Here is a 23,582-nt window from a genome sequence, read left to right on the forward strand (position 1 = left end):
GGCCTCGATAGCGTGGCCGGATGCGGGACAGGCCGGATTCGTTCGACGAGGGGTTGCTGGGGCCCGCGCTCGGCGCGTGGGGCATCGAGGCGGGTGCGCTGGACTACGCGCCGGTGGGGTTCGGCGACTACCACTGGGTCGCCGACGGGCGGTGGTTCATCACGGTCGCGGACGTACGGCGCCGCAGCTTCGACGGGCTCCGACTGGCCATGGACACGGCGGCGGCGCTGCGCGAGGAGGCAGGGCTCGACTTCGTGGTGGCGCCGCTGCGCGCGGCCGACGGCACGACGCTCCTGCGCCTCGACCGCCACCGGTGGGCGATGAGCGTCTTCCCCTTCGCGGACGGGGCCTCCGGCGAGTTCGGGCAGGAGCGGACGGCCGAGGACCGGGCCGCGGTCATCGACCTGCTCGCCGCCCTCCATGCCACCCCGCCGCCCCTCTCCACGCCCTCGCGTCCGCTCGAACTCTCGGACCGGGCCGGGCTGGAGCAGGCGCTCCAGGAGCCTGGTCTGCCCTGGCTGGGCGGTCCGTACGCGGAGCCCGCCAGGGAACTGATCGCCGAGCACGCCGGGGCGCTGCGCCGCAAGCTCTCGGAGTTCGACCGGATGGCGGCGAACCCCGGCGAGCCCGTCGTGACGCACGGCGAGCCGCACCCGGGCAACCTGCTGCGCTCCGGCGAGCGTCGGCTGCTGGTCGACTGGGACACGGTGGGGCTGGCCCCGCCCGAGCGCGACCTGTGGCTGGTGGCCAGGGACGCCGACGACCTCGCCCGGTACGCCGACGCCACCGGCCGCACGCCGAGCCGCGCGGCTCTGGAGCTCTATCGGCTGCGCTGGGCTCTGGATGACGTGGCCGAGTTCGTGGCGTGGTTCCGCTCGCCGCACGGGCGCACGCCGGACGCCGAGGTGAGCTGGACCGCTCTCACGAACACCCTCGAGATCCTGGCCGAGGGCGTCGTCATGTGACCACCGGTCAGTACCCTCCGGCTTGCCTGCGTGCATAGTGTAGCCATATGGTCACCCTAAGGAATCGGGTTCGGCAAAGGAGAGCACGTGGGCAGGCACGCCAAGCCCCATACTCCCAAGGAGGAGCCACCGGAGCCCCAAGAGGACTCCGGGGAGGACGAGGTCCACACGAGTCGCGGCAAGCACGCCAAGGAGAAGCAGCCGGCGCGTTGACATGCCCCCTCGGGCTGCAGCACGGGGGATCTACCTGCGCCGCCGTTCTGGCGGCGGCGCTCCTCGCGTGAGAGCGCCCCGACGCCGACTGCGTGCGCGCCGGGGCCTCATCTACCTGCGTGACCTGCGATTACGGCCAGTCGATGGCCGGGCGGAGTGGGACGCCGGAGCGGCCGTTCTTGTCGAGCTTCACGCCCAGCACCTGGTGGAGCTGGACCTTGTTGCGCTCGAAGCCCACGATGCAGCCCGCCATGTACAGGGCCCAGACGCGGGCCGTGCCCATGCCGACCTCCTCGACCGCGTCGTCCCAGTTGGCGTCGAGGTTGTCGCACCAGTGGCGCAGCGTCTTGGCGTAGTGCTCCCTGAGGTTCTCCTCGTGGCGGATCTCGAAGCCCAGGTCCTCCATCTGCCTGACCAGCCAGCCGACCGACTCCAGCTCACCGTCGGGGAAGACGTACCGGTTGATGAAGCCGCCCTTGTTGAACGTCTTCTCCTTGCCGGTCGGCCGGGTGATGCAGTGGTTGAGGAGCCGCCCGCCCGGCTTGAGCTTGCTGTACAGGAAGGAGAAGTACGAGGGGAGGTTCGCCTTGCCGATGTGCTCAGTCAGGCCGATCGAGCTGACCGCGTCGAAGCCCGTCTCCTTGACGTCGCGGTAGTCCATGAACCGGACTTCCGCCAGCTCCTGCAGGCCCGCCTCGGCGATCGCCTTCTGCGCGTACTCGGCCTGCTGCCTGCTCAGCGTCACCCCGAGGGCCTTGACGCCGTAGTGCTTGGCGGCGTGCATGACCATGCCGCCCCAGCCGCAGCCGACGTCGAGCAGGCGCATGCCGGGCTTGAGGTCGAGCTTCCGTGCCACCAGGTCGAACTTGGCGAACTGGGCCTCCTCCAGCGTCGCCTCCTCCGAGGGGAACACGGCGCACGTGTACGCCATGGACGGCCCCAGGACCCACTCGTAGAAGCGGTTGGAGACGTCGTAGTGGTGGTGGATGGCCTCCGCGTCACGCTGCTTGGCGTGGCGGGAGCCCAGCCTGGCCAGGGCGCTCTGGCGCATCTCCTGCGGGGGCGGCGGCACGCGCATGAGGAGCGGCTTGACGCCCAGGGCGCGGACGGCCTCGAGCTTCTCCTGGGCGGTCAGGTCGTTGGTGGTGATGTTCCACATGCGGTCGAGCAACGTGTACAGGTCACCGTGCACGTCGAGGTGGCCGGAGATGTACGCCCTGGCGAGGCCCAGCTCGCCCGGCGCCTGCGCCAGGTAGGCGACCGCGATGGGGGATTTGACCTCGATGCCCAGGTCGGCCCCGTCCGGCCCCGCCTTGCTGCCGTCGTACGCCTGGAACGCGACGTTCGCACCCGTACCGACGATCTTCTCAAAGATGGATGCAAGAGCCATTGCTCACCTTCCCCGTACACACTTTTCGTACAGGTCCAGCAGGCGACCGTTCGGGTCGTATTCCCGCTTGACCGGCCAATAGGCGTCGCCGTTGTACAGCTCCCAGAACTGCTCGCGAGCGTAGAACGAGGTCGAGTAGAGCGACTTGTGGCCGTCGAGCTCGTGTACCTCTCGCTCTATCAGCTGGTTGTAGTAGCCGTCGAACTGCCCCCGCGGCAGTGGCACCATGCCCCAGAACCCGAAGTTGACGTAGAGCCTGCCCGGCTCCAGGGGGTAGAGCGGCCAGCGGGAGCCGGACCGCAGCGGGCACATCCACACCGGTGTCATGCCCACCTTGTCGTGGAAGAATTCCAGGAACTCGGCCCCTCGCTCCACCGGTGCCTCGACGTCCTGGATGACGGACTCCTGCACGGGCTGGTCGCGCCACCTGTCGATGCGGGCGGTCAGGCCGTACTTCCTGTCGAGCGCCACCAGGCGGCGGTAGACGTCGGAGCGCATCCAGCGGCGTGGCATGAGCGAGCGGACGACGGGCTGCTGCACGCCGAACGCGCGCGAGCACCAGAACCAGTCGGTGTCCCAGCGCCACAGGTAGTCGCGGATGGTCAGCCAGTCGCGGTTGCGCTGCCTGATCGACTGGTAGTAGATGCGCATCCCGGTGTAGTCGGAGACGTAGGGGGCGCGCTCGGCGAAGCGGCCGAGCGTGATGTACATCTCCTGCGGGCTGAAGAAGACGCCGTCGACGAAGTCGACGCTCTCGCCGTCGTGCACCATGCTGTCGCAGATCTCCTGCATGGCCAGCATGCACTTGGCCGCGTCGGTGAACTTGACGTGCGTGAGATGCACGTACGGCTGGACCTTGCGCAGCTTGATCCTGATGCGCAGCGCGTAGCCGAGCGTGCCGTAGGAGTTGGGGAACGACCGGAAGAGGTCACGGTGCTCGTTGTCCTCGCGCGCCACGATGACCCGACCGTCGCCGGTGAGGATCTCCAGCTCCTCCACCGACTCGTGCGGCAGGCCGTCCCTGAAGCTGGTCGACTCGATGCCGAGGCCGGTGACGGCGCCGCCGAGCGTGATCGTCTTGAGCTGCGGCACCACGTACGGCATGAGCCCGTACGGCAGCGTGGCGTCCACCAGGTGCTCGTACGTCGTCATGCCCTGGACCTCGGCCGTCATGGTCTCGGGGTCGACGCTGATGACCTCGTCGAGATCCCTGGCCGACAGCTTGGCCGTCCTGCCGGAGTCGCGGAACCTGAAGAGATTGGACGTGGACTTGGCCAGGCGCGGGGCGGCACCGCCCGGAATCTCGGCGTACGACTGCCGGATCTGCTCTACTGCCCGTTGGTGTGTCGACATCGTCGTCGTCACTGCGTAAGCACCCCCCTTGAGCTGGTAGAGATCGTCGCGTAAGACGGTATCTCTCACGAGCTACCTCGAACAGACCGGGGTCGTTAAAGACACGAAAACTGTTCATAGTGCCAGGTGAAATGCCTATGTGGTAGGCGATTGCGTAAACTTCCTGGAGATCATCGGGGATACGGCGTTGAGCACGTTTTGCACCTCGCGCCCCTCCAGAGCGGCGCCGAGGTTGTCCAGGGTGGCCGTGAGCAGGCGGCCGGTGGACTCCGGCGTGACGCCCGCGACGTGCGGCGACAGCAGGACGTTCGGCAGGTCACGCAGCGGGTCGTCCGCGGGCAGGGGCTCCACGTCGAAGACGTCGAGCGCGGCGCCGCCCAGATGGCCCTCGCGCAGGGCCGTGACCAGCGCCTGCTGGTCGACGACGCCGCCGCGCGCGGCGTTGACGAGCAGGGCGCCCTGCTTCATGCGGCGGGGATCCACCAGACCTCGGGTCTCGTCCGAGAGCGCGATCACCACGACCACGACGTCACTGGAGGAGATGAGCGCCGTCAGGTCCTCGAAGGCCGGGTCCTCGCGGGGCGTGCGGGTCCAGTAGGAGACGTGGCAGCCGAGCGCGCGGAACATCTCCGCGCTGGTGGCGCCGATCGGGCCGTAGCCGACGATGCCGACCCGGCGGCCGCGCAGCTCGTGGGGCTGCAGGCCCTGCTGCGGCCATTCGCCCGCGCGTACGGCGGCGTCGGCGGCGGCCAGCTTCCGCGACAGGGACAGCGTGGCGGCCAGGCACCACTCCGAGACCGCCACCGCGCTGACGCCCGGCGTGTTGGCCAGCGGCACCCCGGCCTGCGCCAGGGTGTCCAGGTCGTGGCCGTCCACGCCCACGGACGGCTGCTGCACGAACGCCAGCAGCGGCGCCGCCTTGACCGCCTCGGCGTCCAGCGCGAGCGTGCCCGTCCAGTCGCCGAGCACGATCTCCGCCTCGGGCAGCGCCGCCAGCAGGGCGTCCCTGTCGCGGGCCGCGGGCACGCGTACGGCCACCTGGTCGCCGAGCGGGGCGAGCAGGTGACGCAGGAGCTCCTCGGGGAGCGGGGGCAGGGCGAGCAGGTTCCAGGGGGTCATGCCCCCACAGTAAAGCTGTTGATCACCTGCCGCATAAGCCCCTTGTTACGCATCCACTGGGCCTCGGTGGCCGTCCAGGACAGGATGTACGCGGTGTCGCCGATCGCCACGACCCGGCGCACCTCGTGGTACCGGGTGCCCGGCGTGACCCAGCGGGCGTCGCCCCCGGTGCCCGCGGTCCAGGAGAACTCCCACTCCGCGGCCTTGGTGCCCTGGTGCACGACCATCCTGCGGCCGCGGTTGACGATGTCCTGGGCGTTCTGCTTGAACGTCTCCTCAGAGTCGCGCAGAACCTGGTTCGGGTCGGTACGGGAGTAGACGGCCTCGACACCGACGTGCGCGGTCCTGTCCCTGCGGGTCCATTCGGTGTACGCCTCGCTGAGCGCGCCCCGCCAGCCGGTCGGCCGCATGATCGACCAGCCGTCGCGCGACTTCCACATCCGGATGACCGGGACGGCCCGCGTCACGCTCGGCGTCGGGGTGGGCGTGGCGCTCGGCTCGGGCGTCTGCGCGGCCGTCGGCGTGAGCGGGCTGGTCGCGGCGGCGGGCTGGGCGGTGGCGCGCGGCGCGCCCTCCGCCGGGGAGGCGAGCTTGAAGTACGCCACCGTGCCGCCCGCGAGCACCACCACCGCGGCCGCGGCCGCCGCGAGCAGGGTCCGCCCCCGGCCTCCGCCCGGCTTCCTCTCCGGCACGTCCCGGTCGTCGTACGCGGGCTTGGTCGCGAGGATGGCGGCGAGCAGCCGGTCGGCCTCCTCGGCGGTCGCCCGCTGCTCCGGCTCCTTCTGCAAGAGGCCCTTGAGGACCGGGTGCATGGCCGGCGGGATCCTGCGGTAGTCGGGCTCCTCGCTGAGCAGCGCGTTCAACGTCGACATGGGATCGCCCCGCTCGAACGGCGAGCGCCCCACCATGCACGCGTACAGCGTGGCGCCCAGCGACCACAGGTCGGAGGGCGGCCCCGCGTTCTCGGCGCGGACCCGCTCGGGGGCGAGGAAGCTCGGCGAGCCGGTGACCATGCCGGTCTTGGTGAGCGAGGGGTCGCCCTCCACCTGGGCGATGCCGAAGTCCATGAGCACGGCCCGGCCGTCGTCGGCCAGCAGGATGTTGGCCGGCTTGACGTCCCGGTGCAGGATGCCCGCCTCGTGAGCCGTCCTCAGCGCGGACAGCACCTGCCGGCCCAGGTCGGCCGCCTCCCGCACCGGGAGCGCGCCCGAGGTGAGGACGACCTCCTCGACCGTGGGGTGGCGCACCAGCTCCATCACGATCCACGGCCGGCCGCCCTCCTCGACGACGTCGTAGATCGCGACGACGGAGGGGTGGTTCAGCTTGGCCGCGGTACGGGCCTCGCGGGCGGTCCTCAAGAGCTGGCGCTCCTGCTCGCCCGGCGACAACCCGTCGGGCAGCAGCACCTCTTTGATGGCGACCTGCCGGTTGAGCAGGGTGTCCTGCCCTTCCCAAACGACGCCCATGCCGCCACGGCCCAGTTCACGTACTAACTGGTAGCGGGCTGCGATGAGCCGGTTGCTATCCGAAACCATGTCCTACCCCTGTAGACCACCCGAACATAGTGGGCAAGTTTCCCATACCTCCCACGCCTTCGCCGGAAGGTCGCCAAGGCCGCTTGCAACAGATCACCGAAGGTTGTTCTACTGGGGGGATGCCTGACGTTCGTAGCGGCCCGCTGGCCGGAGTGCGCGTGCTGGAGCTGGCCGGTCTCGCCCCGGGGCCTTTCGCCGGGATGATGCTGGCCGACCACGGTGCCGAGGTGCTGCGGGTGGACCGGGTCAAGGCGGTCTCCGACCGGCCGCGCGGCGACGTCATGGACCGCGGCAAGCACACGATCGGGCTGGACCTGAAGTCGCCCGAGGGCGTGGCGGCGTTCAAGGAGCTGGCGCGCCACGCCGACGTGGTGATCGAGGTGTTCCGGCCGGGCGTGGCCGAGCGGCTCGGCATCGGCCCCGAGGACCTGCACGCCGTGAACGAGCGGCTCGTCTACGGCCGGATGACCGGCTGGGGGCAGGACGGGCCGCTGGCGCCCACAGCCGGGCACGACATCGACTACATCGCCGTCTCCGGTGTCCTGTCGATGCTGGGCCGCGAGGGCGGCAAGCCGACCCCGCCGATCAACATCCTCGGCGACTTCGCGGGCGGCGGGCTCATGCTCGCGTACGGGGTGCTGCTCGCCCTGTTCGAGCGCGAACGGACCGGCAAGGGGCGGGTGATCGACGCGGCCATGGTGGACGGCGCGGCGATCCTGTTCTCGATGTTCTACCAGGCCGCGCAGAGCGGTCATTGGGGGCCGCGCGGGACGAACCTCCTCGACACGGGCGCCCCGCAGTACGACACGTACGAGACGGCCGACGGCCTGTTCGTGGCCGTGGGGGCGCTGGAGCCGCAGTTCTGGGACGCGATGGTCACCCTGATGGGGCTGACCGACCTGCCCGACAGGAAGGACAGGGCTCAGTGGCCGGCGCTGAGGGCCCGCCTGGCGGAGGAGTTCGGGAAGCGGACGCGGGCGGAGTGGGAGGCGTTGTTCGAGGGCTCGGACGCGTGTGTCTTCCCCGTCCTGTCCATGGCCGAGGCCGCCTCCCACGCGCACAACACCGCCCGGGGCTCCTTCGTCGAGGTCGGCGGCGTCACCCAGCCGGTGCCCGCGCCCCGCCTGCTCGGCGTCCCGGTGCAGGACCTCTCCCCCGCCACCCGGCTCACCGATCTCTCCCGGTGGGGGCTGTCTCAGGAGGAGGCGGAGAAGCTGCGCGGCCAGGGGGTGCTGTCGTAGTCCTTCAGCGCGATCGAGTCGTGCAGGCGCACGCCCTTGCTGCTGATCTTGGAGGCCGCCGTGGTGAGCGCCACCGGGAGATGGTTGATCAGCCGTACGAGGCCGGTGAGCGCCCACAGGTCGAACCGGGTGCCCGGGACGATGCGCTTGGCCGCGTTGACGGCGAACGTGCGGCTGCGGCGTACGTAGTCGCCGATCTCCGCCTCGTAGGCGGGGAAGGCCCGCGTGTGGTCGCCGCCGTACGCGGCCAGCTCGCCCGCCAGGACGTACGCCCCCACGACCGCCAGGCTCGTGCTCCCGCCGACGGCCGGGCCGGGACAGTAGCCGGCGTCGCCCACGAGCGTCACCCGGCCGCGTGACCAGCTGTCCAGGTGGAGCTGCGTGATCGAGTCGAAGTAGAACGCGGGCGTGCGGTCCAGCTCCTCCAGGAGCCGCGGCACCTGCCGGCCCATCCCTTGGAAGCGCTCGCGCAGGAGCTCCTTCTGCCTCGGGACGTCGCGGTAGTGGTAGTCGAGCTGCTCCGGCGTCCTGAACAGGAACACCGCCCGTGCGTCGTCCATGTGCCTGGCCCTGCCGACCCCGGCCATCCTGCCGATCCCCGCGACGCTCTCGATGCGGCCCTCGAGCCCGAGATGCTGGGGCACGGAGACGACGGCCAGGTAGGCGCCGATCCAGGTGGTGAACCGCGACTCGGGGCCGAAGACCAGGCGGCGCACGTTCGAGTGCAGGCCGTCGGCGCCGATGACCAGGTCGAACACGTCCTTCCTGCCGCTGTCGAACGTGACCTCGCCGTCGTCGGAGATCGAGGCGATGGAGTCGCCGAAGACGTAGTCGACGTCGTGGCGGGTGGCGTCGTAGAAGATCTCGCTCAGGTCGTCGCGCATGATCTCGACGTGCCGGTCGGAGACGGCCGACATCACGCGGCGCAGCTCCAGCTCCACGGGCCGCGACTCCCCCTCCCTGTGCATCGTGAGCCACTCGACGCCGGTCCTCTTCGCCACGACCTGGTCCAGGACGCCCATCTTCTCGACGATCGACATCGCGGGCCTGAACAGGTCGACGGCGTGGCCGCCTGTCTTGCGCAGCGCCGGTGCCCGCTCCACGACGGTGACGGCGAAGCCGTACCTGGTGAGCCAGTACGCGAGGGCCGGGCCGGCGACGCTCGCGCCGGAGATGAGGATGCGCATGACACCTCCTTACTTAACGGATGGTAAGTACGAGGCTAGCAGCTTACTTAACGGTAGGTAAGGGGTATTCTTGATCCATGCCCAGTGACACGAAGGCCCGCATCCAGGAGGTGGCCCGTGAGCTCTTCGTCTCGCAGGGCGTCCAGAACACCAGCCTGCGCCAGATCTCAGACCGGCTGGGCATCACCAAGCCGGCGCTCTACTACCACTTCGCCTCGCGCGACGACCTCGTACGCAGCATCGTCGAGCCGATGGTGGAGGACATCGAGCGGTTCGTGGCCACGCGGCAGCCAGGCGATCCGCGGCAGCTGCTCGGCGACTACTTCGAGCTGATCTGGCGGCACCGCGAAGTGATCACCATGATGGTGCGGGATCTGTCCGTGCTGGGCGTGCTCGACCTGGGTACGCGCATGTTCGACTGGCGGCGCCGGGTGATCGCGCTGCTGCTGGGCTCCGGCCTCACGCAGGCGCAGCACATCCGGGCGACGGTGGCGCTGGGCGGCATGTCCGACTGCTCGGTGGAGTACGCGAGCCTGCCGATGGAAGAGGTCAAGCCGGCGGCCGTCGAAGCGGCGGCCGCCGCGCTCGGTCTCTGACCTAAACCGCTATGTAGAGGTCCGCTCCCTCCGGGTGGTGCACCTCGAGATCCGTGGTGAACGCTCGCGACGGCGTACCCCCTGACTCCGTGTGCTTCCACACCTGCTGCCACGCGTCGACCAGGGCCTGCGGCATCGGGCCGCGGACCTCCAGCTTCAGCGACTGCGCGGCCGGCACGCGTACGGCGACCATGCCCTCCGGCAGCCGCGGCACGGTGCGCACGCCGGTGCCGACGATCTGCGTATAGGCCCCGTTGTGGTCGCTCTCGTAGTCGGTCAGCACGGCGTAGAGGTTCTCGTCCACGCGCCCCGGCACATGCGCGAAAGCCCCGGGAGCGCCCGCCCGCTGCCAGAGCGTGGGCAGCTTGGCCCGCCCCGGATCCATCTCGTCGGCATTCGTGGTACGTACGGCGAAGCCGACCACGATCAACTCGGCCCGTTCAATGACGTCCACAGGCCCTCCTCCCCCAAAAGTGTCCCGGCCGATCATAAGCCCCCGCCAACCGCGGAACCGCTCGTAGCGGCATCACCGCATAAGAGCGACATCAGCGCATAAGATGGACGAACGTGAAGTTCCTCAACGGCCTTGAGCCTCATCACGACCTGACCTACAGCGACGTGTTCATGGTCCCGTCGCGCTCCTCGGTCGGTTCCCGGCTCGAGGTCGACCTCTCGACGCACGACGGCACGGGCACCACCATCCCCGTCATCGTGGCCAACATGACCGCGGTCGCCGGCCGTCGCATGGCCGAGACCGTGGCACGGCGGGGCGGCATGGCCGTGATCCCGCAGGACATCCCGCTGGACGTGGTGACGGACGTCGTCGACTGGGTCAAGAAGCGCGACCTCGTGCACGACACGCCGCTCACCCTCACCCCCCACGACACGGTCGGCGAGGCGCTGCAACTGCTGCCCAAGCGGGCGCACGACGCGATCATCGTGGTCGACTGGGACAACCGGCCGGTCGGCGTCGTGACCGAGGCCGACTGCCAGGGCACCGACATGTACACCCAGCTCTCGCAGGTCATGTCGAGCGAGCTGCTGACCCTGCCCGCCGGGCTCGACCCGCGTACGGCCTTCGACCGGCTGCACGGAGGGCGGCACCGGCTGGCGCCCATCGTGGACGGGAACGGGCGGCTGGTGGGCATCCTCACCCGGCTGGGCGCGCTGCGTGCCACCCTCTACCAGCCCGCGGTCGACGACCAGGGACGGCTGCGCATCGCGGCCGCGGTCGGCGTGAACGGCGACGTGGTGGCCAAGTCCAAGGAGCTCCTGGAGGCGGGGATCGACTGCCTGGTCGTCGACACCGCGCACGGCCACCAGGAGAAGATGCTCTCGGCGCTGCGCGCCGTCAGGGCGGTCGAGCCCGGGGTGCCCGTCGCGGCGGGCAACGTGGTGACGGCGGAGGGCGTGCGCGACCTGGTGGACGCGGGGGCCGACATCATCAAGGTCGGGGTCGGGCCCGGCGCGATGTGCACCACGCGGATGATGACCGGGGTCGGCCGGCCGCAGTTCTCGGCAGTGCTGGAGTGCTCGGCCGAGGCCCGGCGGCTGGGGCGGCACGTGTGGGCGGACGGCGGGGTGCGCCACCCGCGCGACGTGGCGCTGGCGCTGGCCGCGGGGGCGTCGAACGTGATGATCGGCTCGTGGTTCGCGGGGACCTACGAGTCGCCCGGCGACACCCATACCGATGCGAACGGGCGCAAGTACAAGGAGAACTTCGGCATGGCCTCCGCGCGGGCCGTGCGGCTGCGGACGGCCGACGACTCGGCGTTCGAGCGGGCCAGGAAGGCGCTGTTCGAGGAGGGCATCTCGACCTCCCGCATGTACCTGGACCCGAAGCGGCCGAGCGTGGAGGACCAGATCGACGGCATCGTGGCGGGGCTGCGGTCGGCGTGCACGTACGCGGGTGCGTCGAGCCTGGAGGAGTTCCACGCGAAGGCCGTCATCGGGATCCAGGGCTCGTCCGGGTACGCCGAGGGGATGCCGCTGCACCAGAGCTGGTAGTCAGGTTCTCCGCCAGCCGCCTGCGGCGTGGATCCCGCCGTCCACGTGCAGTGTCGTCCCCGTGACGAACCTGGCCAGGTCACTGGCCAGGAACACGGCCGCCCCCGCGGCGTCCCCCGGGCCGCCGAGATGGCCGAGCGGCGGGACGCGTACCGGGTCGTAGGGCAGCGGGCGGGCCAGCATGCGCTCGCGCACGCCTGACTCGCCCTCGGTCTGGAGGGCGTCGGGCGCGATCGCGTTCACCCTGATGCCCTTGGGGGCCAGCTCAAGCGCGAGCGTCTTCGTCAGGCTCTCCAGGGCCGCCTTCATCGCCGCGTACACGGCGAACCCCGGAGCCGCCTGGTGGGCCTCGCTGGACGTCACGTTGATGATCGAGGCGCCCGGCCGCATCATCGGCAGCAGCCGCCGGGTCATGCCGGTGACCTGCGTGAAGTTCTCCTCGATGAGGATCTGCTCGCCGCGGGGCGAGGTGTCGGCGAACGAGGCGTGGAAGGTGCCGCCCGCGTTGTTGACCAGGATGTCCACGCGGCCCCAGCGCTCCCGTACGGCCTGGGCGAAGATCTCCACCGCCACGTGGTCGCGTACGTCGAGGGTCATCGCCAGTTCGGCGTGCGGCCTGTCGCGGTCGCAGACGGCGACGTGGGCGCCGAACGCGGCGAACGCCTCGGCGATCGCCAGCCCGATGCCCCTGGCCGCCCCGGTGACAACGGCCACGCGGTCGGTGAGCAGAATCGCATCGGGAGAAAGGGCTGCCACGAACGACGACGATATCCCGACCGCATAGAGTCGTCGGGTCTCATTGTCAGCAAACATCAACTGGAGCACTTCGTGGCACTCGACAAGCCCGAGATCGACTTCCCCGAGGGCAACCCGCCCGCCGACCTGGAGATCGTCGACCTGACCGTGGGCGACGGCCCGGAGGCCAAGCCCGGCCACAACGTACGCGTCCACTACGTCGGCGTGGCGTTCTCGACCGGGGAGGAGTTCGACGCGTCGTGGAACCGCGGCGACACGTTCGAGTTCCCCCTCGGCGCGGGGCGCGTCATCGCCGGCTGGGACCAGGGCGTCGCGGGCATGAAGGTCGGCGGGCGGCGCAAGCTGGTCATCCCGCCGCACCTCGGTTACGGCAGCCGCGGGGCCGGCGCGCGCATCAAGCCGAACGAGACGCTCATCTTCGTCGTCGACCTGCTCGGCGTCAGCTAGCGGCTCTTACGGGGGGCGGGCCGCCCCTGACGGCCTCTCACGGCCTTTCACGGCGGCCCGCCCCTTTTTCTTCGCCTCCGGCGCCTTTGCCGCGGTCACGCGCGCCAAGCGGCCCCATCACTCCGGCCACGCGCGACAGACGGCCCCCTGCGATCATGCGGGGCAGACGGCCTCCTCATCCCGGTCAGGCGTGACAGGCGGCATCTGCATCTCCATCCCGCCCGTCGAACCCCGGTCTCCCCGGTCTCCTCGCCAATGCCCGGTGCCGTGCCGGGAACAAGGCAGACACTTGGTCGATATCGGGTGGGGAAATGTCGGCGTCGTGAGGCACCATAGGCGTGTGCTTCTGATCGACGTGGTCCGGGTTTCCGAGGCGGTGACGCGCACGTCCGCCCGGCTCGGCAAAGTGGGCCATCTGGCGGAGCTACTCGGCCGGGTCGGCCCGGATGAGGCGGAGATCGCGATCTCATACCTCTCGGGTGAGCTGCCCCAGCGGCAGGTGGGCGTGGGCTGGCGCACGCTGGAGGACATCCCCCAGCCCAAGCTGGCCGCCACCGCCACGCTGAGCGCCGTCGACGAGCTGCTGAGCAGGATCAAGGCGGTTTCCGGGCCGGGCTCGCAGGCGGCGCGCAGGGCGCTGGTGGCGGAGCTGTTCGCCGGGCTGACGAGCCAGGAGCAGCAGTTCATGCGCCGGCTGCTCTTCGGCGAGCTGCGGCAGGGCGCGCTCGACGGCGTCATGATCGAGGCGGTGGCCAAGGCGTCCGGCGCGCCGTCGGCCGACGTGCGGCGGGCGCTCACGCTGCGTGGCTGGCTCCCCGCCGTGGGCGCGGCCGCGCTGAGCGGCGGGGTCGAGGCGCTGCGCGCGTTCCGGCTCGAGGTGGGGCGGGCGGTCTCGCCCATGCTGGCGGGCAGCGCGCCCAACGTGGCCGCCGCGCTGGAGAAGGCCGGAGGCCCCGCGGCGCTGGAGTGGAAGCTCGACGGCATCCGCGTGCAGGCCCACCGCTCGGGCCCGGAGGTGAAGGTCTTCACGCGCACGCTCGACGACATCACGCCGCAGGTTCCCGAGCTGGTCGAGGCCGTGCTCGAGATGCCGTACGACGATCTCGTGCTGGACGGCGAGGTGCTCGCGCTGCGTCCTGACGGGCGGCCGCATCCGTTCCAGGTGACGGCGAGCCGGGTCACCACCAAGACCAACGTCGCGCAGCTGCGCGAGCAGACGCCGCTGAGCGTGTTCTTCTTCGACGCCCTGCGGGTCGACGGCGCCGACCTGCTCGATCTGCCCTATTCGCAGCGCCAGGAGGCGCTGGCTCGGGCGGTCCCCCAGGGCCTGCTGACGCCGCGGCTCGTGACGGGAGACGTCGCCGAGGCGGAGAAGTTCTTCACCGACGTGGTCAAGGCGGGCCACGAGGGCCTGGTGGTCAAGTCGCTGGCCTCTCCCTACGCGGCGGGCCGCCGGGGCGCCGGATGGATCAAGGTCAAGCCGCGTCACACGCTCGACCTGGTGGTCCTGGCCGCCGAGTGGGGCCATGGGCGGCGCGAGGGCAAGCTCTCCAACCTCCACCTCGGGGCGCGTGATCCCGAAGGCGGGTTCGTGATGCTCGGCAAGACGTTCAAGGGGCTGACGGACGAGCTGCTGGCCTGGCAGACCGAGCGCTTCCTCGAGCTGGCCGAGGGGCCGACCGACCGGTGGACGGTGACGTTGCGGCCCGAGCTCGTGGTGGAGATCGCCTTCGACGGGGTCCAGCGCTCGCCGCGCTATCCCGGTGGCATGGCCCTCCGGTTCGCGCGGGTTCTCCGTTACCGCCCGGACAAGCGGGTCGAAGATGCGGACACGGTCGATACGGTGCGCTCGCTGATGTTCTAGGCGCTGATGTTCTAGGCGCTGTCGCCGTTCGCCGCGGCGGCAGCGTCGGCATCGACGAACTCTGAGATCACTATCACTGAAGATCAGCGGCTTGATCGGAATTAGCCGGGATGACATTACCTCCCGCCCGATCAAGCCGCTCTTTCGCGTTTTACCGAATTCCCGAAGATCCACGGTTTGCGCGGGGCATTATAGGCGATCTTGGGACGCAGGTGAGATATATCACTGGATGTGGCATTAAGTTGCCTTTACCTGGCCTTTGTCGCATATGTTCGACCCCATCGCGCGGGACCCCCGGCCTCGCCCATGGATCGGCCGCAATACGCCCACACTGCCTGCGGGCGCGGCCTTTCCCTTCCCTATCCCCTAGCTAGGACTGTGGTTTACCTTGGGTCAGCATTCCGTCAAGCCATCCCCTCAGTTCCGCAAGCTGATCGCAGGCAAGCGCCGCTGGACCGCCATCGCCGCGGGCGCCGCCGTCGTGGCCGCCGCTTCCACCACCGCCTGGGCCGCCATCGGCAACGCGGACTCCCCCGAACGTGCCGCGGCCGCCGCCACCACTCCGGGCCAGGCCAAGCCTCTGAACGAAGCCGCCCGCCAGGCAGCGCCCCAATCGCCTGCCCCGGCCCCCAAGCCCCCCGCGGCGGCCCGTCCGAAGACCACCGCGACGCTGCCGAACACCACGAAGACGCCGACGGCAGCCGGCCCGAAGAGCACCAAGACCCCGAAGGCAGACCAGCCGGACACCACCAAGTCCGCGGTGGCGAGCCACTCGAAGCCGGCCACCGACACCACGGCCGCCCCGAAGACGACGAAGTCCCCGGCCCACAAGCCGAAGACCCGCGTACTCGCCTCCGGGACCTGCGGCGCCTCGTACTACGCCGAGGGCCAGATGACGGCGAGCGGCGAACGCTTCGACCCCTCGGCCATGACCGCCGCCCACAAGACGCTCCCCCTGGGCAGCAAGGTCCGCGTCACCAACCCGAACAACGGCGAATCTGTCACGGTCCGCATCAACGACCGCGGCCCGTACGTGAGCGGCCGCTGCCTCGACCTCTCAGAAGCCGCCTTCGCCGCCATCGGCAACACCGGCGCCGGGGTGATGCGCGTCAAGTACGAGGTCCTGTCCCGCTGACAACCCACCGGCACGGGTCAGGCGCCACCGACAACCCGCCGGCACGGGTCAGGCCATGAAACGCCTCAAGCCGTGCCGCCCATGACCGACCGCACAACCGCACGCGCGCCGGCTCACAGAGGCATGACGTGGCGCTCTCACTTCACCAGGCGCACCGTCAAGGGATAGCGGAAGTTGCCTTCCGTCAAGGCCGAAATTCCGCCGACGATGGAGAAGGCGACGGCCGCGACCCAGATGATCGGCACCAGGACGACACCGATGACCGTGAACGGCAGGAGGAACGTCGCCCCCAGCACCGTGATCTGGAAGTTGAGCGCCTCCAGCGCCTGCCTCCGGATATAGGGCGAGGTCTTGCCGCCGGTGAGCAGCAGGATGAGCGGGCCGACGATCGGAATGCCCACGGCCATCAGCAGGTGACCGACGGCGGCGCCCAGACGTTCGTTGCTCTCCGGTGCGCGCTCATGGCGGACCGGGGGCGGGAGCGGGGCGAGCCGGGGTACGGCCTGGGCGCCGTACAGCTCGGTCATGATGGGCATCAGGTCACCGTGCGTGCGCGCCGTCATCGCGCGCTCCAGCCGGTCGTCGAACTCGAACTTGTCGAAGCGCCCCTCCGCGTAGGCGACCTTGACGTGCTCGACCACGTGCTCTCGGTCCTGGTTGGTGACGCGCAGATGAGCTGGCGGCACCTGTCCCGGCCCAGGGGTTTTCGGTACCCCAGCCATAATCGCCATGCCTCTCCCTAGTGCATCGAATAGTCACCTCTCATGGTGCGCTGCCGGAAGCCCCGGTGCTATCGGGAAAATCCCGGAGGTGTCCCCTAGATCATCCCCGACGCGCAACGGCTCCAGACGGTATAAAAAGGATTCATGAGATGGCGAGACCGCTACGGAATTCGTCGGCTGCGCGGCCCTAAGGTCGCGAAGTTCGACCGCGAGGCGACAGACGCCGACATCGAAGCGCTCATCGCCTTCGCCCGTTCGCGGCGTGGCGTCGAGTTCTATGTCGAACCAGAGACCTTCGCCACTGACACGACCGCTGTGGCGGTCGCCGACGACGGCGAGTGGACCAGGCGCCGGGTCGGGTCACCCGCCGTGATCCACAAGGTCGCTCGCGATCTCGCCCTCCCGGTGTACGACGTTCAACTCACGGGGTATCCGCCGCGCATGCGCGCGTACAACGAGCGCCGCCGCCGCGAGGAAGACACCCTGTAGCCGGCCTGCTCTCCCGCCCCTCACCTCGGCCCCGACACGCCGGCGCCTCACCGGCTGACAGCTCACCGCTGGGCGGCTGACGACTCACGGGCTGGCAGCTCACAGGGCTCACTGACGCACGGCCGGCAGCTCACAGCTGACGGCTCGCGGCTCACCGGCCGGTAGCTCGCGGCTCACCGACTCACGGCTCACCGGCCCACAGCCGACGGCTCGCAACTCACCGGCTGGCGGCTGGCGGCCTGAAGTTACGTCCGGTGGTGGTCAACGCACCCTGCGCCTGATGACGGTCACCGCAATTGCGCCTGACCCGTGTTCCGATGAGCCCGCCTGGTGGATGCCCCCGATGAGCCCGCGCTTGCCGGCGTCAGTCGAATGGGATCTGGTGATCCTCCTCGTCCAGCAGGTTGACCAGAGGAAGGAGCCAGGATGGATGAGGCGGCCCCATGGCGGCGTCGAGCTCGGCCGGGGTGGGGAGGCGGCCCCGGAGGATGGCGGGCGAGAGGAGGTTCTGGAGGGCGTGCATGAGAAGGTTGGCCATCGAGTAGCTGGGGTCGATGGTCAGGGCGCGCTCCAGAGCGATGGTGGCCTGGATGCTGTTTCCCTCGCGCCAGGCAGCCATGGCGAGGAGGGATGCCGCCGGTGGGGTGAAGCGCGGCTCCAGTCTGCGGGTCAGGTCCTTCCAGAGGAGTGCGTGGGAATCTTGCATGAGGGTCCAGGCCTCGTCGCGGACCCTGGTGACGGCCAGCGCCAGGCCCAGCTTCGCGGCCTCCGCGTCGTCCAGGCGGCCGCCCTCCTCATGGGTCCGCAGGGCTGATCGCACCCTGGCCAGGCTCTCTGCCACGTAGTGGGCGGCGAAGGTGTCGAGGTCCGAGGTGTTGGTCAGGCCGGCTCGGAATGCTGCGACCGCGTCGACTGTGGCACGGCGCATCGCCATGCGTACGGGGCCCGTCATGGGGGCGACGGTGCGTTCCAGGGATTCGCGGTCGGGCAGGGCCACCAGGCCGCGTACCGTCGCCTCTGCGGCGATCTGACTGGTGGACAGGTCATAGGGCGTGCCTTCGGCGGGACAGCACGACGGCAGGTCGCAGAGGTACGACCAGTAGCGGCCCTCGTGGGCCCGTAGTGCCTCGCCCACGTGGATCTCCGTCTTCGCCGCGAAGAGCCTCGCCTCGTCGACGGCCGGCGTGACCAGGTCTCCTGGGCCATACCCGACGATGACGATCTCCGTCACGCCTTCCCGCTCGAAGGCGGGCTCCAATGCGGCGAGGGTGCCGGGCGGGAACGGGAGACTCCATCTGGCCACCACCTTGGCCTGGCGGCGGTGGATGCCGATCACGATGAGGCTGGATTTCGGATGGAAGCCGACGAGGTAGGGGACGGCGGCCAGGATGTCGGTGGGGCTGGTGAGGGTGAGGCAAGGCTCCGAGGTGAAGTCGGAGGTGGAGGCGGTGGGGTGGGAGGAGGCCGGGGCGGGGTGGTTGGTCGTCATGGGCCCCTAGGGTGCCCGGGACTGTCGGTGGGGCGTCGGGCCGAAAGCCGTTCTGGGGACAGGGCGACAGGGCACGGCCGGGGTTGTGGATAACGGCTCCTGGCCGGCACGGGCGCGACGCGGTGATCAGGACGTTGGGTGGCGCGTGGCGCAGGGCTAGGAAGTGGCCGCCAGGCGGGTGCGTACGAGCAGGGCGGCGCCGGCGACGGCGGCGGGCATCGCGATGACCGCCACGAACGGCACCAGGAACAGCAGGAACACCGCCACCCCGAACCCGAGCGCACTGGCCTTGTTGGCGCGCAGCAGAGCGAAGCGTGCCTTGCGGGCCATCCCCCGGCGCTCAAGAGCCAGCGTGGTGAGCTCCACTGTCAGGAAAAATCCGGACACGAGGGCTCCGAGCACCGGCACCACCGTCTGCCCCACCACGGGCACGAACCCCAGGAAGAACAGCGGCACAGTGAAGACAAGCACATAGAACAGGGTGACCAGGCTGTCCCTGATGGAGCGCGGCAACGTCCGCCACCACGGCTGCTCGTCCGCCGACTCCAGCACGTCCACCGCAGCCGACAACCGCTCGTAGAACGGCTCCCCGATCGCCAAGGTGATCGCGGTGAACGTCAGCACCGCCAGCGCCAGCCCGCCGAGGAACAGGGCGATCCCCACCAAGGTACGGAACAGCTCCCGCCAGCTCCACGAATCCGCGAACGGCGTCAGGAACGTGGCCACCTCAGTGGCGTTGTTGCCGAGGAAGATCAGCGCCACCACGTACACGGAGAACGCGATCAGCGCCGGGATCAACCCGAACAGCCACCACCGCCCGTTCCTGGCGACCCACCCCAACCCCTGGAAGAAGAAGCCGACGCCGGACGTGAAATCGCGCACTGATCGCATGCCCGGCAGGCTAGCGCCAGAAGGACGTCACCGCGTAGCCGAGCTCCTCGAACAGGTCTCGCACCAGCGGCAGCGAGATGCCGAGCACGTTGCCGTGGTCGCCCTCGATGCCCTCGACGAACCATCCGCCGCGCCCGTCGAGGGTGAAGGCCCCCGCCACGCCGAGCGGCTCACCCGTGGCGACGTACGCGGCGATCTCCTCGTCGGACGGCCGGCCGAAGCGCACCACGGTGCTGGCCACCTCGGCCGCCTGCCTGCCGGCGGCGACGTCGATCACGCAGTGGCCCGTCACCAGGCGACCCGTGCGCCCCCGCATGAGCCGCCACCGCTCGGTGGCCTCCTCCTGTGTGGCCGGCTTGCCGTACGGACGGCCGTCGAGCTCCAGGATCGAGTCGCAGCCGATGACCAGGCCTTCGTCCAGCCCGCTCGCGACCGCTTCCGCCTTCGCCTTGGCCAGCGCCAGGCTGAGGGCGGCCGGGCTGTGCGCGGAGAAGGACTCCTCGTCGACGCCGCTGACGATCACCTTGGGGTCGAGGCCGGCGCTGCGGAGGAGGGTCAGGCGTGCGGGGGAGGCTGAGGCCAGAACGATCACGCGACCAGCCTACCGGCGACCAGGGGAGCTCTACGTCACCAGTCCGAGTTGGAGCTGCCCGGGGCCAGCTCGTGACCGTCCGGCGCCCCGTGCCCGCCCGCGCGCGGACCGGGCTCGTACGGCCCGCTCTGCTGCGGCACGCCGCCGCCGAAGATGGTGCTCAGCAGCCCGTCGAGCAGGTCGCCCAGATCGTCGGGTAGGGTGGCCTGCTCCCTGTTCAGGTCGTCGGCCAGGGCGTCCGCGTCCAGGTCGCGGCTCGCGGCCCGGTCGGCGAGCAGGGACATGATCATGGGGGCGATCAGGGGCAGGAGTTTCATGACGCTCCCCGAGTCGATCCCGGCGAACCGCGCCAGTCCGGCCGCGGCCTGCTCCGTCCCCTGCCCGCCCAGCACGTGGCCGAGGATGCTGTGCCCGTCGCGGGTCAGCGAGGCCACGTCGCCGCTGAACGGGTCGGTGTCGACGTGGTCGTCGAGCGCCCCGCGCAGGGCCTCGGCCCCGTCCAGGTAGCGGGTGTTGGCGGCCATGCCCCCGATGATGACGCCCGACACGGCCTGGACCACGTCGCGGGCCGTGGTCGTGCCCGTGCCGAGCATTCCGGCGATCTGCTCCAGCCCTGGGTCTCCGAGCCCGGCGAGGAGCTCGTCCGTCAGCGTCACGACAGTCCCCCCGCTCCGCTCGCTAGGCCCCTCGATCGTCAGGCCCCCCGATCGTTGTCCGGGAGGGTTCCCCGATCAGGACCGAGCCAACGCCCGATTTGCGCTAATTCTCGGAAAAGCCCGCGGGCTGGGCCTCCGGCACGGACGCGGAGCTGATCAGGCCTGCCGCCGCGTACGCGCTGGCCTCGTCGAGCGTCTCGTGTTCGAGCAGGGCCGCCACGATGGCGTCGAGCTTGTCGCGGTTGTCGGTGAGGATCCGGATCGCGCGCTCGTAGCACTCGTCCACGATCCGCCGCGCCTCCTCGTCCACGGTGGCGAGCGTCGCGGGCGAGGCCTGCGGCTGCTGGCCGTCGTTGGGCAGGATGGTCAGCGGGCCGACCTTCTCCGACATGCCCCAGCGCCCGACCATGCCCCGGGCGATCATGGTCACCTGCTCCAGGTCGTTCTCGGCGCCCGTGGTGATGACGCCGTACACGACCTGCTCGGCCGCCATCCCGCCGAGCGCTCCGGTGATGCGTCCGCGCAGGTACTGCTCGTCGTACGCGTACCGGTCGGTGTCGGGGGTGGACAGCGTGACCCCGAGTGCCCGCCCGCGCGGGATGATCGAGATCTTCCTGACCGGGTCGGCGCCCGGCTGGAGCATGCCGAGCAGCGCGTGACCGGCCTCGTGGAAGGCGGTCCTGGTGCGCTCCTCCTCCGGCATCACGATGCTGCGGGCCGCGCCGAGCTGCAGCTTCTCCAGCGCGTCGGCGAAGTCGGACGTCCCGACCTTCTCCCTGCCGCGCTTGGCGGCGAGCAGGGCGGCCTCGTTGACGAGGTTGGCGAGGTCGGCGCCGGTCATGCCGGGGGTGGTCTTGGCGAGCTGGTCGAGGCTGACCTCCCCGTCCAGCGGCACGCTGCGCGTGTGCACCGCCAGGATCGCGGTGCGTCCCGCCGCGTCCGGCAGGCCCACCTGGACCGTACGGTCGAAGCGGCCGGGACGCAGCAGCGCCGGGTCGAGGACCTCGGGACGGTTGGTGGCCCCGATGACGATCACGCCCTCGGCGCCCGAGAAGCCGTCCATCTCGGTGAGGATCTGGTTGAGCGTCTGCTCGCGCTCGTCGTGGCCGCCGAGGCCGCCGGCCCCGCCGCGGGCCCGGCCGATGGCGTCGATCTCGTCGATGAACACGATCGACGGCGCCACCTTCCGCGCCTCCTCGAAGAGGTCGCGCACCCGTGAGGCGCCCACGCCGACGATCATCTCGATGAACTCGGAGGCGCTGGCCGAGAAGAACGGCACCTTGGCCTCGCCCGCGACCGCCCTGGCCAGCAGCGTCTTGCCGGTGCCCGGAGGGCCGGCGAGCAGCACGCCCTTGGGCAGCTTCGCGCCGAGCCTGCGGTATTTGCCGGGGTCCTTGAGGTAGTCGACGACCTCGACGAGCTCGTTCTCGACCTCGTCGATGCCGGCGACGTCCTCGAACGTGACACGCACCTTGCCGGCCTCGACCGGCTTGGCCGCCTTGGACTTGCCGATCCCGCCGAGGCCGCCGCCCATCAGGCTGGCGCCGCGGCGCATGACCCAGATCCACAGCGCGGCCAGCAGCAGCACGGGCAGCAGCGACAGCAGCAGGTTGGAGAAGAAGCCGCGGGTGAGCGGCTTGGAGGTGATCTCGACCTGGCCGGTGGTGAGCTGCTGGTCGAGCTGGTCGGTGTTGGCGAACGCCGGGATCTCGGTCGCGAACTTGGTGTAGGTGGAGCTGCTCTCCGGGTTCTTCGCCGCCGACCTCAGGTCGCCCTCGACCGACAGGCCCTGGGCGTAGATGTCCTTGACGTTCTTGGCGTTCACCTGCTTGGTGAACTCGGTGTACGAGATCGTCTCGACGGATCCGCTGTCGACGAAGGAGGACACCAAGAAGAAGCCCGCGTACACCACGAGCAGGGTGACGACGAATCGCCACCAGTTGATCTTGGGTCGGCCTCCGGGCGTGCCGGGCAGGCCCTCCGAGCGCCAGGGCGGTTTGCCCTTGCCGTTCTTCGGTGCCTGCGGCGTTCCAGAGCGTTCCACGGCGTCACTCCCCACATCGCCGCATACATGATCTTTCTAGCCTAGAACACGCACCCCGGCGACCACGCGGCCGATGTCACGCCACTGCTTGCGCTGCGAGTCAGGCACTGTGACGAACGCCAGGCCCGGCTTGCTCATTCCCCCGTCCATCACGACGACGGCCGCACGAGACTGATGTCTTCCGTATTTGACCCGATAAATCAGGAGCCAGCCGTTTTTGACGGGCTGTGAGGCGAGCCAGGTGATCTTGGAGCCCTGGGGGTGATGATTGAGCGTCCAGCGGGCGGCCAGCAGCGCCGTGTCGCGCGCCGACTTCTGCCGCATGATCGGCAGCGGACATGTGACGAACGTCCCACGCAGGCGCGCGCCATGCTTCCTGGGCAGCACCTGCTTGCTGGTGAACGGCGCCGCGCCGTACGTCTTCCACGGCCTGGGCATGTCCGGGACGGCCAGCCCCGTACGCGTGTCCTTGACGACCCGGCGCGGCGGCTTGGGGAGAGCCATCCGCTTGACCTTGCGCGTCAGCCTGGGCACGCGCCGGTCGGCGTACAGGGCCTCCATGGCCGTGTAGCCCGGCGCGAGCGACGGCCCGGGAGAGGGTGTGCTCCTGACGGTGGCGACAGGGGAGGGTGCGGGACCGGACGAGGACGGTGCGGCCGGCGGCGCGGTGACCGGCCCCGCCGCGACCTCGTCCGGCCCTGACGGGAGCACCGCGACCAGCGCCACGGCCACGGCCGCGACTGCGCCGACCACGGCGAGCCCCCGGTACACCACCCGCATCCGGATATCTCCGATGCGGGAGCGTTTGGGCGGAGAAGCAGGGATTCCCGGTCTCACTTCGGTCCTCACTCGGGAACCCTTGATCTCTTCTTCCCCATCGAGCACGAGCGG

At 70.1% G+C, this 23,582-nt stretch carries 23 protein-coding genes; 9 read left to right on the top strand and 14 right to left on the bottom strand.

Annotated features, from left to right (window positions below):
• Positions 1-20 precede the first annotated feature (20 nt).
• On the top strand, positions 21-965 hold the full coding sequence (locus tag AB0J64_RS10000) for an aminoglycoside phosphotransferase family protein (RefSeq protein WP_364023512.1): 945 nt from the start codon (positions 21-23) through the stop codon (positions 963-965).
• Between the two features lie 87 nt (positions 966-1,052).
• Complete coding sequence (locus tag AB0J64_RS10005) at positions 1,053-1,178, top strand: hypothetical protein (RefSeq protein WP_357600861.1); 126 nt, start codon at positions 1,053-1,055, stop codon at positions 1,176-1,178.
• A 130-nt stretch (positions 1,179-1,308) separates the two neighbouring features.
• Here AB0J64_RS10005 and AB0J64_RS10010 read toward each other — a convergent pair whose 3' ends face one another.
• From AB0J64_RS10010 to AB0J64_RS10025, 4 genes are all read right to left on the bottom strand, one after another.
• On the bottom strand, positions 1,309-2,568 hold the full coding sequence (locus tag AB0J64_RS10010; RefSeq protein WP_364023515.1) for a cyclopropane-fatty-acyl-phospholipid synthase family protein: 1,260 nt from the start codon (positions 2,566-2,568) through the stop codon (positions 1,309-1,311).
• A gap of 3 nt (positions 2,569-2,571) precedes the next feature.
• Positions 2,572-3,921 (bottom strand): FAD-binding oxidoreductase, encoded by a 1,350-nt coding sequence (locus AB0J64_RS10015; RefSeq protein WP_364023518.1) that lies wholly within the window; start codon positions 3,919-3,921, stop codon positions 2,572-2,574.
• Between the two features lie 135 nt (positions 3,922-4,056).
• Positions 4,057-5,040: an NAD(P)-dependent oxidoreductase gene (locus AB0J64_RS10020; RefSeq protein ID WP_364023521.1), complete on the bottom strand. Its 984-nt coding sequence runs from the start codon at positions 5,038-5,040 to the stop codon at positions 4,057-4,059.
• Positions 5,037-6,575 carry a serine/threonine-protein kinase gene (locus tag AB0J64_RS10025; protein WP_364023524.1) on the bottom strand — a complete coding sequence of 513 codons (1,539 nt, stop codon included), beginning with the start codon at positions 6,573-6,575 and terminating at the stop codon, positions 5,037-5,039. The genes AB0J64_RS10020 and AB0J64_RS10025 overlap by 4 nt, the downstream gene beginning before the upstream one ends.
• A 119-nt stretch (positions 6,576-6,694) precedes the next feature.
• Here AB0J64_RS10025 and AB0J64_RS10030 point away from each other — a divergent pair, with 119 nt between their 5' ends.
• On the top strand, positions 6,695-7,816 hold the full coding sequence (locus AB0J64_RS10030; RefSeq protein WP_364023527.1) for a CaiB/BaiF CoA-transferase family protein: 1,122 nt from the start codon (positions 6,695-6,697) through the stop codon (positions 7,814-7,816).
• Here AB0J64_RS10030 and AB0J64_RS10035 read toward each other — a convergent pair.
• Positions 7,771-9,003 carry an FAD-dependent monooxygenase gene (locus tag AB0J64_RS10035; RefSeq protein ID WP_364023530.1) on the bottom strand — a complete coding sequence of 411 codons (1,233 nt, stop codon included), beginning with the start codon at positions 9,001-9,003 and terminating at the stop codon, positions 7,771-7,773. The two genes, AB0J64_RS10030 and AB0J64_RS10035, sit on opposite strands and share 46 nt — an antisense overlap.
• 77 nt (positions 9,004-9,080) lie before the next feature.
• Between AB0J64_RS10035 and AB0J64_RS10040 the strand changes: the two genes are divergently transcribed.
• Positions 9,081-9,599 (top strand): TetR/AcrR family transcriptional regulator, encoded by a 519-nt coding sequence (locus AB0J64_RS10040; protein ID WP_364023533.1) that lies wholly within the window; start codon positions 9,081-9,083, stop codon positions 9,597-9,599.
• Position 9,600: 1 nt separating this feature from the next.
• Here the strand turns inward: AB0J64_RS10040 and AB0J64_RS10045 are convergent, their stop codons facing one another.
• Entirely contained in the window at positions 9,601-10,053 is a 453-nt protein-coding gene (locus AB0J64_RS10045; RefSeq protein ID WP_344989313.1) for an effector binding domain-containing protein, read from the bottom strand.
• 113 nt (positions 10,054-10,166) lie between these two features.
• Here AB0J64_RS10045 and AB0J64_RS10050 point away from each other — a divergent pair, with 113 nt between their 5' ends.
• On the top strand, positions 10,167-11,606 hold the full coding sequence (locus AB0J64_RS10050; protein ID WP_364023536.1) for a GuaB1 family IMP dehydrogenase-related protein: 1,440 nt from the start codon (positions 10,167-10,169) through the stop codon (positions 11,604-11,606).
• Here the strand turns inward: AB0J64_RS10050 and AB0J64_RS10055 are convergent, their stop codons facing one another.
• Positions 11,607-12,362 carry an SDR family oxidoreductase gene (locus AB0J64_RS10055; RefSeq protein WP_364023539.1) on the bottom strand — a complete coding sequence of 252 codons (756 nt, stop codon included), beginning with the start codon at positions 12,360-12,362 and terminating at the stop codon, positions 11,607-11,609.
• 72 nt (positions 12,363-12,434) lie between these two features.
• Between AB0J64_RS10055 and AB0J64_RS10060 the strand changes: the two genes are divergently transcribed.
• The 3 genes from AB0J64_RS10060 to AB0J64_RS10070 all read left to right on the top strand — a co-directional run bounded on the left by AB0J64_RS10060 (position 12,435) and on the right by AB0J64_RS10070 (position 15,808).
• Positions 12,435-12,809, top strand: a complete 375-nt coding sequence (locus AB0J64_RS10060) for an FKBP-type peptidyl-prolyl cis-trans isomerase (RefSeq protein WP_364023542.1) — start codon at positions 12,435-12,437, stop codon at positions 12,807-12,809.
• Between the two features lie 340 nt (positions 12,810-13,149).
• On the top strand, positions 13,150-14,673 hold the full coding sequence (locus AB0J64_RS10065) for an ATP-dependent DNA ligase (protein WP_364023545.1): 1,524 nt from the start codon (positions 13,150-13,152) through the stop codon (positions 14,671-14,673).
• Between the two features lie 388 nt (positions 14,674-15,061).
• Positions 15,062-15,808 (top strand): septal ring lytic transglycosylase RlpA family protein, encoded by a 747-nt coding sequence (locus AB0J64_RS10070; RefSeq protein WP_364023548.1) that lies wholly within the window; start codon positions 15,062-15,064, stop codon positions 15,806-15,808.
• Positions 15,809-15,945: 137 nt separating this feature from the next.
• Here AB0J64_RS10070 and AB0J64_RS10075 read toward each other — a convergent pair whose 3' ends face one another.
• On the bottom strand, positions 15,946-16,494 hold the full coding sequence (locus tag AB0J64_RS10075) for a DUF1707 and DUF4870 domain-containing protein (protein WP_364023551.1): 549 nt from the start codon (positions 16,492-16,494) through the stop codon (positions 15,946-15,948).
• Between the two features lie 180 nt (positions 16,495-16,674).
• Between AB0J64_RS10075 and AB0J64_RS10080 the strand changes: the two genes are divergently transcribed.
• Positions 16,675-17,019: a hypothetical protein gene (locus AB0J64_RS10080; RefSeq protein WP_344989334.1), complete on the top strand. Its 345-nt coding sequence runs from the start codon at positions 16,675-16,677 to the stop codon at positions 17,017-17,019.
• A 364-nt stretch (positions 17,020-17,383) separates the two neighbouring features.
• Here the strand turns inward: AB0J64_RS10080 and AB0J64_RS10085 are convergent, their stop codons facing one another.
• The 6 genes from AB0J64_RS10085 to AB0J64_RS10110 form a co-directional block, all read right to left on the bottom strand.
• Positions 17,384-18,508 carry a DUF4192 domain-containing protein gene (locus AB0J64_RS10085; RefSeq protein ID WP_364023554.1) on the bottom strand — a complete coding sequence of 375 codons (1,125 nt, stop codon included), beginning with the start codon at positions 18,506-18,508 and terminating at the stop codon, positions 17,384-17,386.
• A 156-nt stretch (positions 18,509-18,664) separates the two neighbouring features.
• The gene (locus tag AB0J64_RS10090) at positions 18,665-19,399 is read right to left on the bottom strand and encodes an EI24 domain-containing protein (protein WP_364023557.1); all 735 of its coding nucleotides are present in this window, start codon (positions 19,397-19,399) and stop codon (positions 18,665-18,667) included.
• Positions 19,400-19,409: 10 nt separating this feature from the next.
• Complete coding sequence (locus AB0J64_RS10095; protein ID WP_344989345.1) at positions 19,410-19,991, bottom strand: nucleoside triphosphate pyrophosphatase; 582 nt, start codon at positions 19,989-19,991, stop codon at positions 19,410-19,412.
• A gap of 35 nt (positions 19,992-20,026) precedes the next feature.
• On the bottom strand, positions 20,027-20,647 hold the full coding sequence (locus AB0J64_RS10100; protein ID WP_364023561.1) for a DUF937 domain-containing protein: 621 nt from the start codon (positions 20,645-20,647) through the stop codon (positions 20,027-20,029).
• A 103-nt stretch (positions 20,648-20,750) separates the two neighbouring features.
• The gene (gene ftsH, locus AB0J64_RS10105) at positions 20,751-22,691 is read right to left on the bottom strand and encodes an ATP-dependent zinc metalloprotease FtsH (protein WP_364023563.1); all 1,941 of its coding nucleotides are present in this window, start codon (positions 22,689-22,691) and stop codon (positions 20,751-20,753) included.
• A 36-nt stretch (positions 22,692-22,727) separates the two neighbouring features.
• A complete protein-coding gene (locus AB0J64_RS10110; RefSeq protein WP_364023566.1) occupies positions 22,728-23,471 on the bottom strand; it encodes a hypothetical protein in 744 nt (247 codons plus the stop codon).
• Positions 23,472-23,582 lie beyond the last annotated feature (111 nt).

The organism is Nonomuraea sp. NPDC049695, from assembly GCF_040674955.1.
Taxonomy (GTDB): Bacteria; Actinomycetota; Actinomycetes; order Streptosporangiales; family Streptosporangiaceae; genus Nonomuraea; species Nonomuraea helvata.

Excerpts from the sequence above, each read along its gene's own strand:
- AB0J64_RS10040 (WP_364023533.1), top strand. The coding sequence starts at position 9,081 with ATGCCCAGTGACACGAAGGCCCGCATCCAGGAGGTGGCCCGTGAGCTC.
- AB0J64_RS10025 (WP_364023524.1), bottom strand. The coding sequence starts at position 6,575 with ATGGTTTCGGATAGCAACCGGCTCATCGCAGCCCGCTACCAGTTAGTA.
- AB0J64_RS10030 (WP_364023527.1), top strand. The coding sequence starts at position 6,695 with ATGCCTGACGTTCGTAGCGGCCCGCTGGCCGGAGTGCGCGTGCTGGAG.
- AB0J64_RS10080 (WP_344989334.1), top strand. The coding sequence starts at position 16,675 with ATGAGATGGCGAGACCGCTACGGAATTCGTCGGCTGCGCGGCCCTAAG.
- AB0J64_RS10035 (WP_364023530.1), bottom strand. The coding sequence starts at position 9,003 with ATGCGCATCCTCATCTCCGGCGCGAGCGTCGCCGGCCCGGCCCTCGCG.
- AB0J64_RS10085 (WP_364023554.1), bottom strand. The coding sequence starts at position 18,508 with ATGACGACCAACCACCCCGCCCCGGCCTCCTCCCACCCCACCGCCTCC.
- AB0J64_RS10015 (WP_364023518.1), bottom strand. The coding sequence starts at position 3,921 with ATGTCGACACACCAACGGGCAGTAGAGCAGATCCGGCAGTCGTACGCC.
- AB0J64_RS10020 (WP_364023521.1), bottom strand. The coding sequence starts at position 5,040 with ATGACCCCCTGGAACCTGCTCGCCCTGCCCCCGCTCCCCGAGGAGCTC.
- AB0J64_RS10110 (WP_364023566.1), bottom strand. The coding sequence starts at position 23,471 with ATGCGGGTGGTGTACCGGGGGCTCGCCGTGGTCGGCGCAGTCGCGGCC.
- AB0J64_RS10090 (WP_364023557.1), bottom strand. The coding sequence starts at position 19,399 with ATGCGATCAGTGCGCGATTTCACGTCCGGCGTCGGCTTCTTCTTCCAG.
- AB0J64_RS10010 (WP_364023515.1), bottom strand. The coding sequence starts at position 2,568 with ATGGCTCTTGCATCCATCTTTGAGAAGATCGTCGGTACGGGTGCGAAC.
- AB0J64_RS10000 (WP_364023512.1), top strand. The coding sequence starts at position 21 with ATGCGGGACAGGCCGGATTCGTTCGACGAGGGGTTGCTGGGGCCCGCG.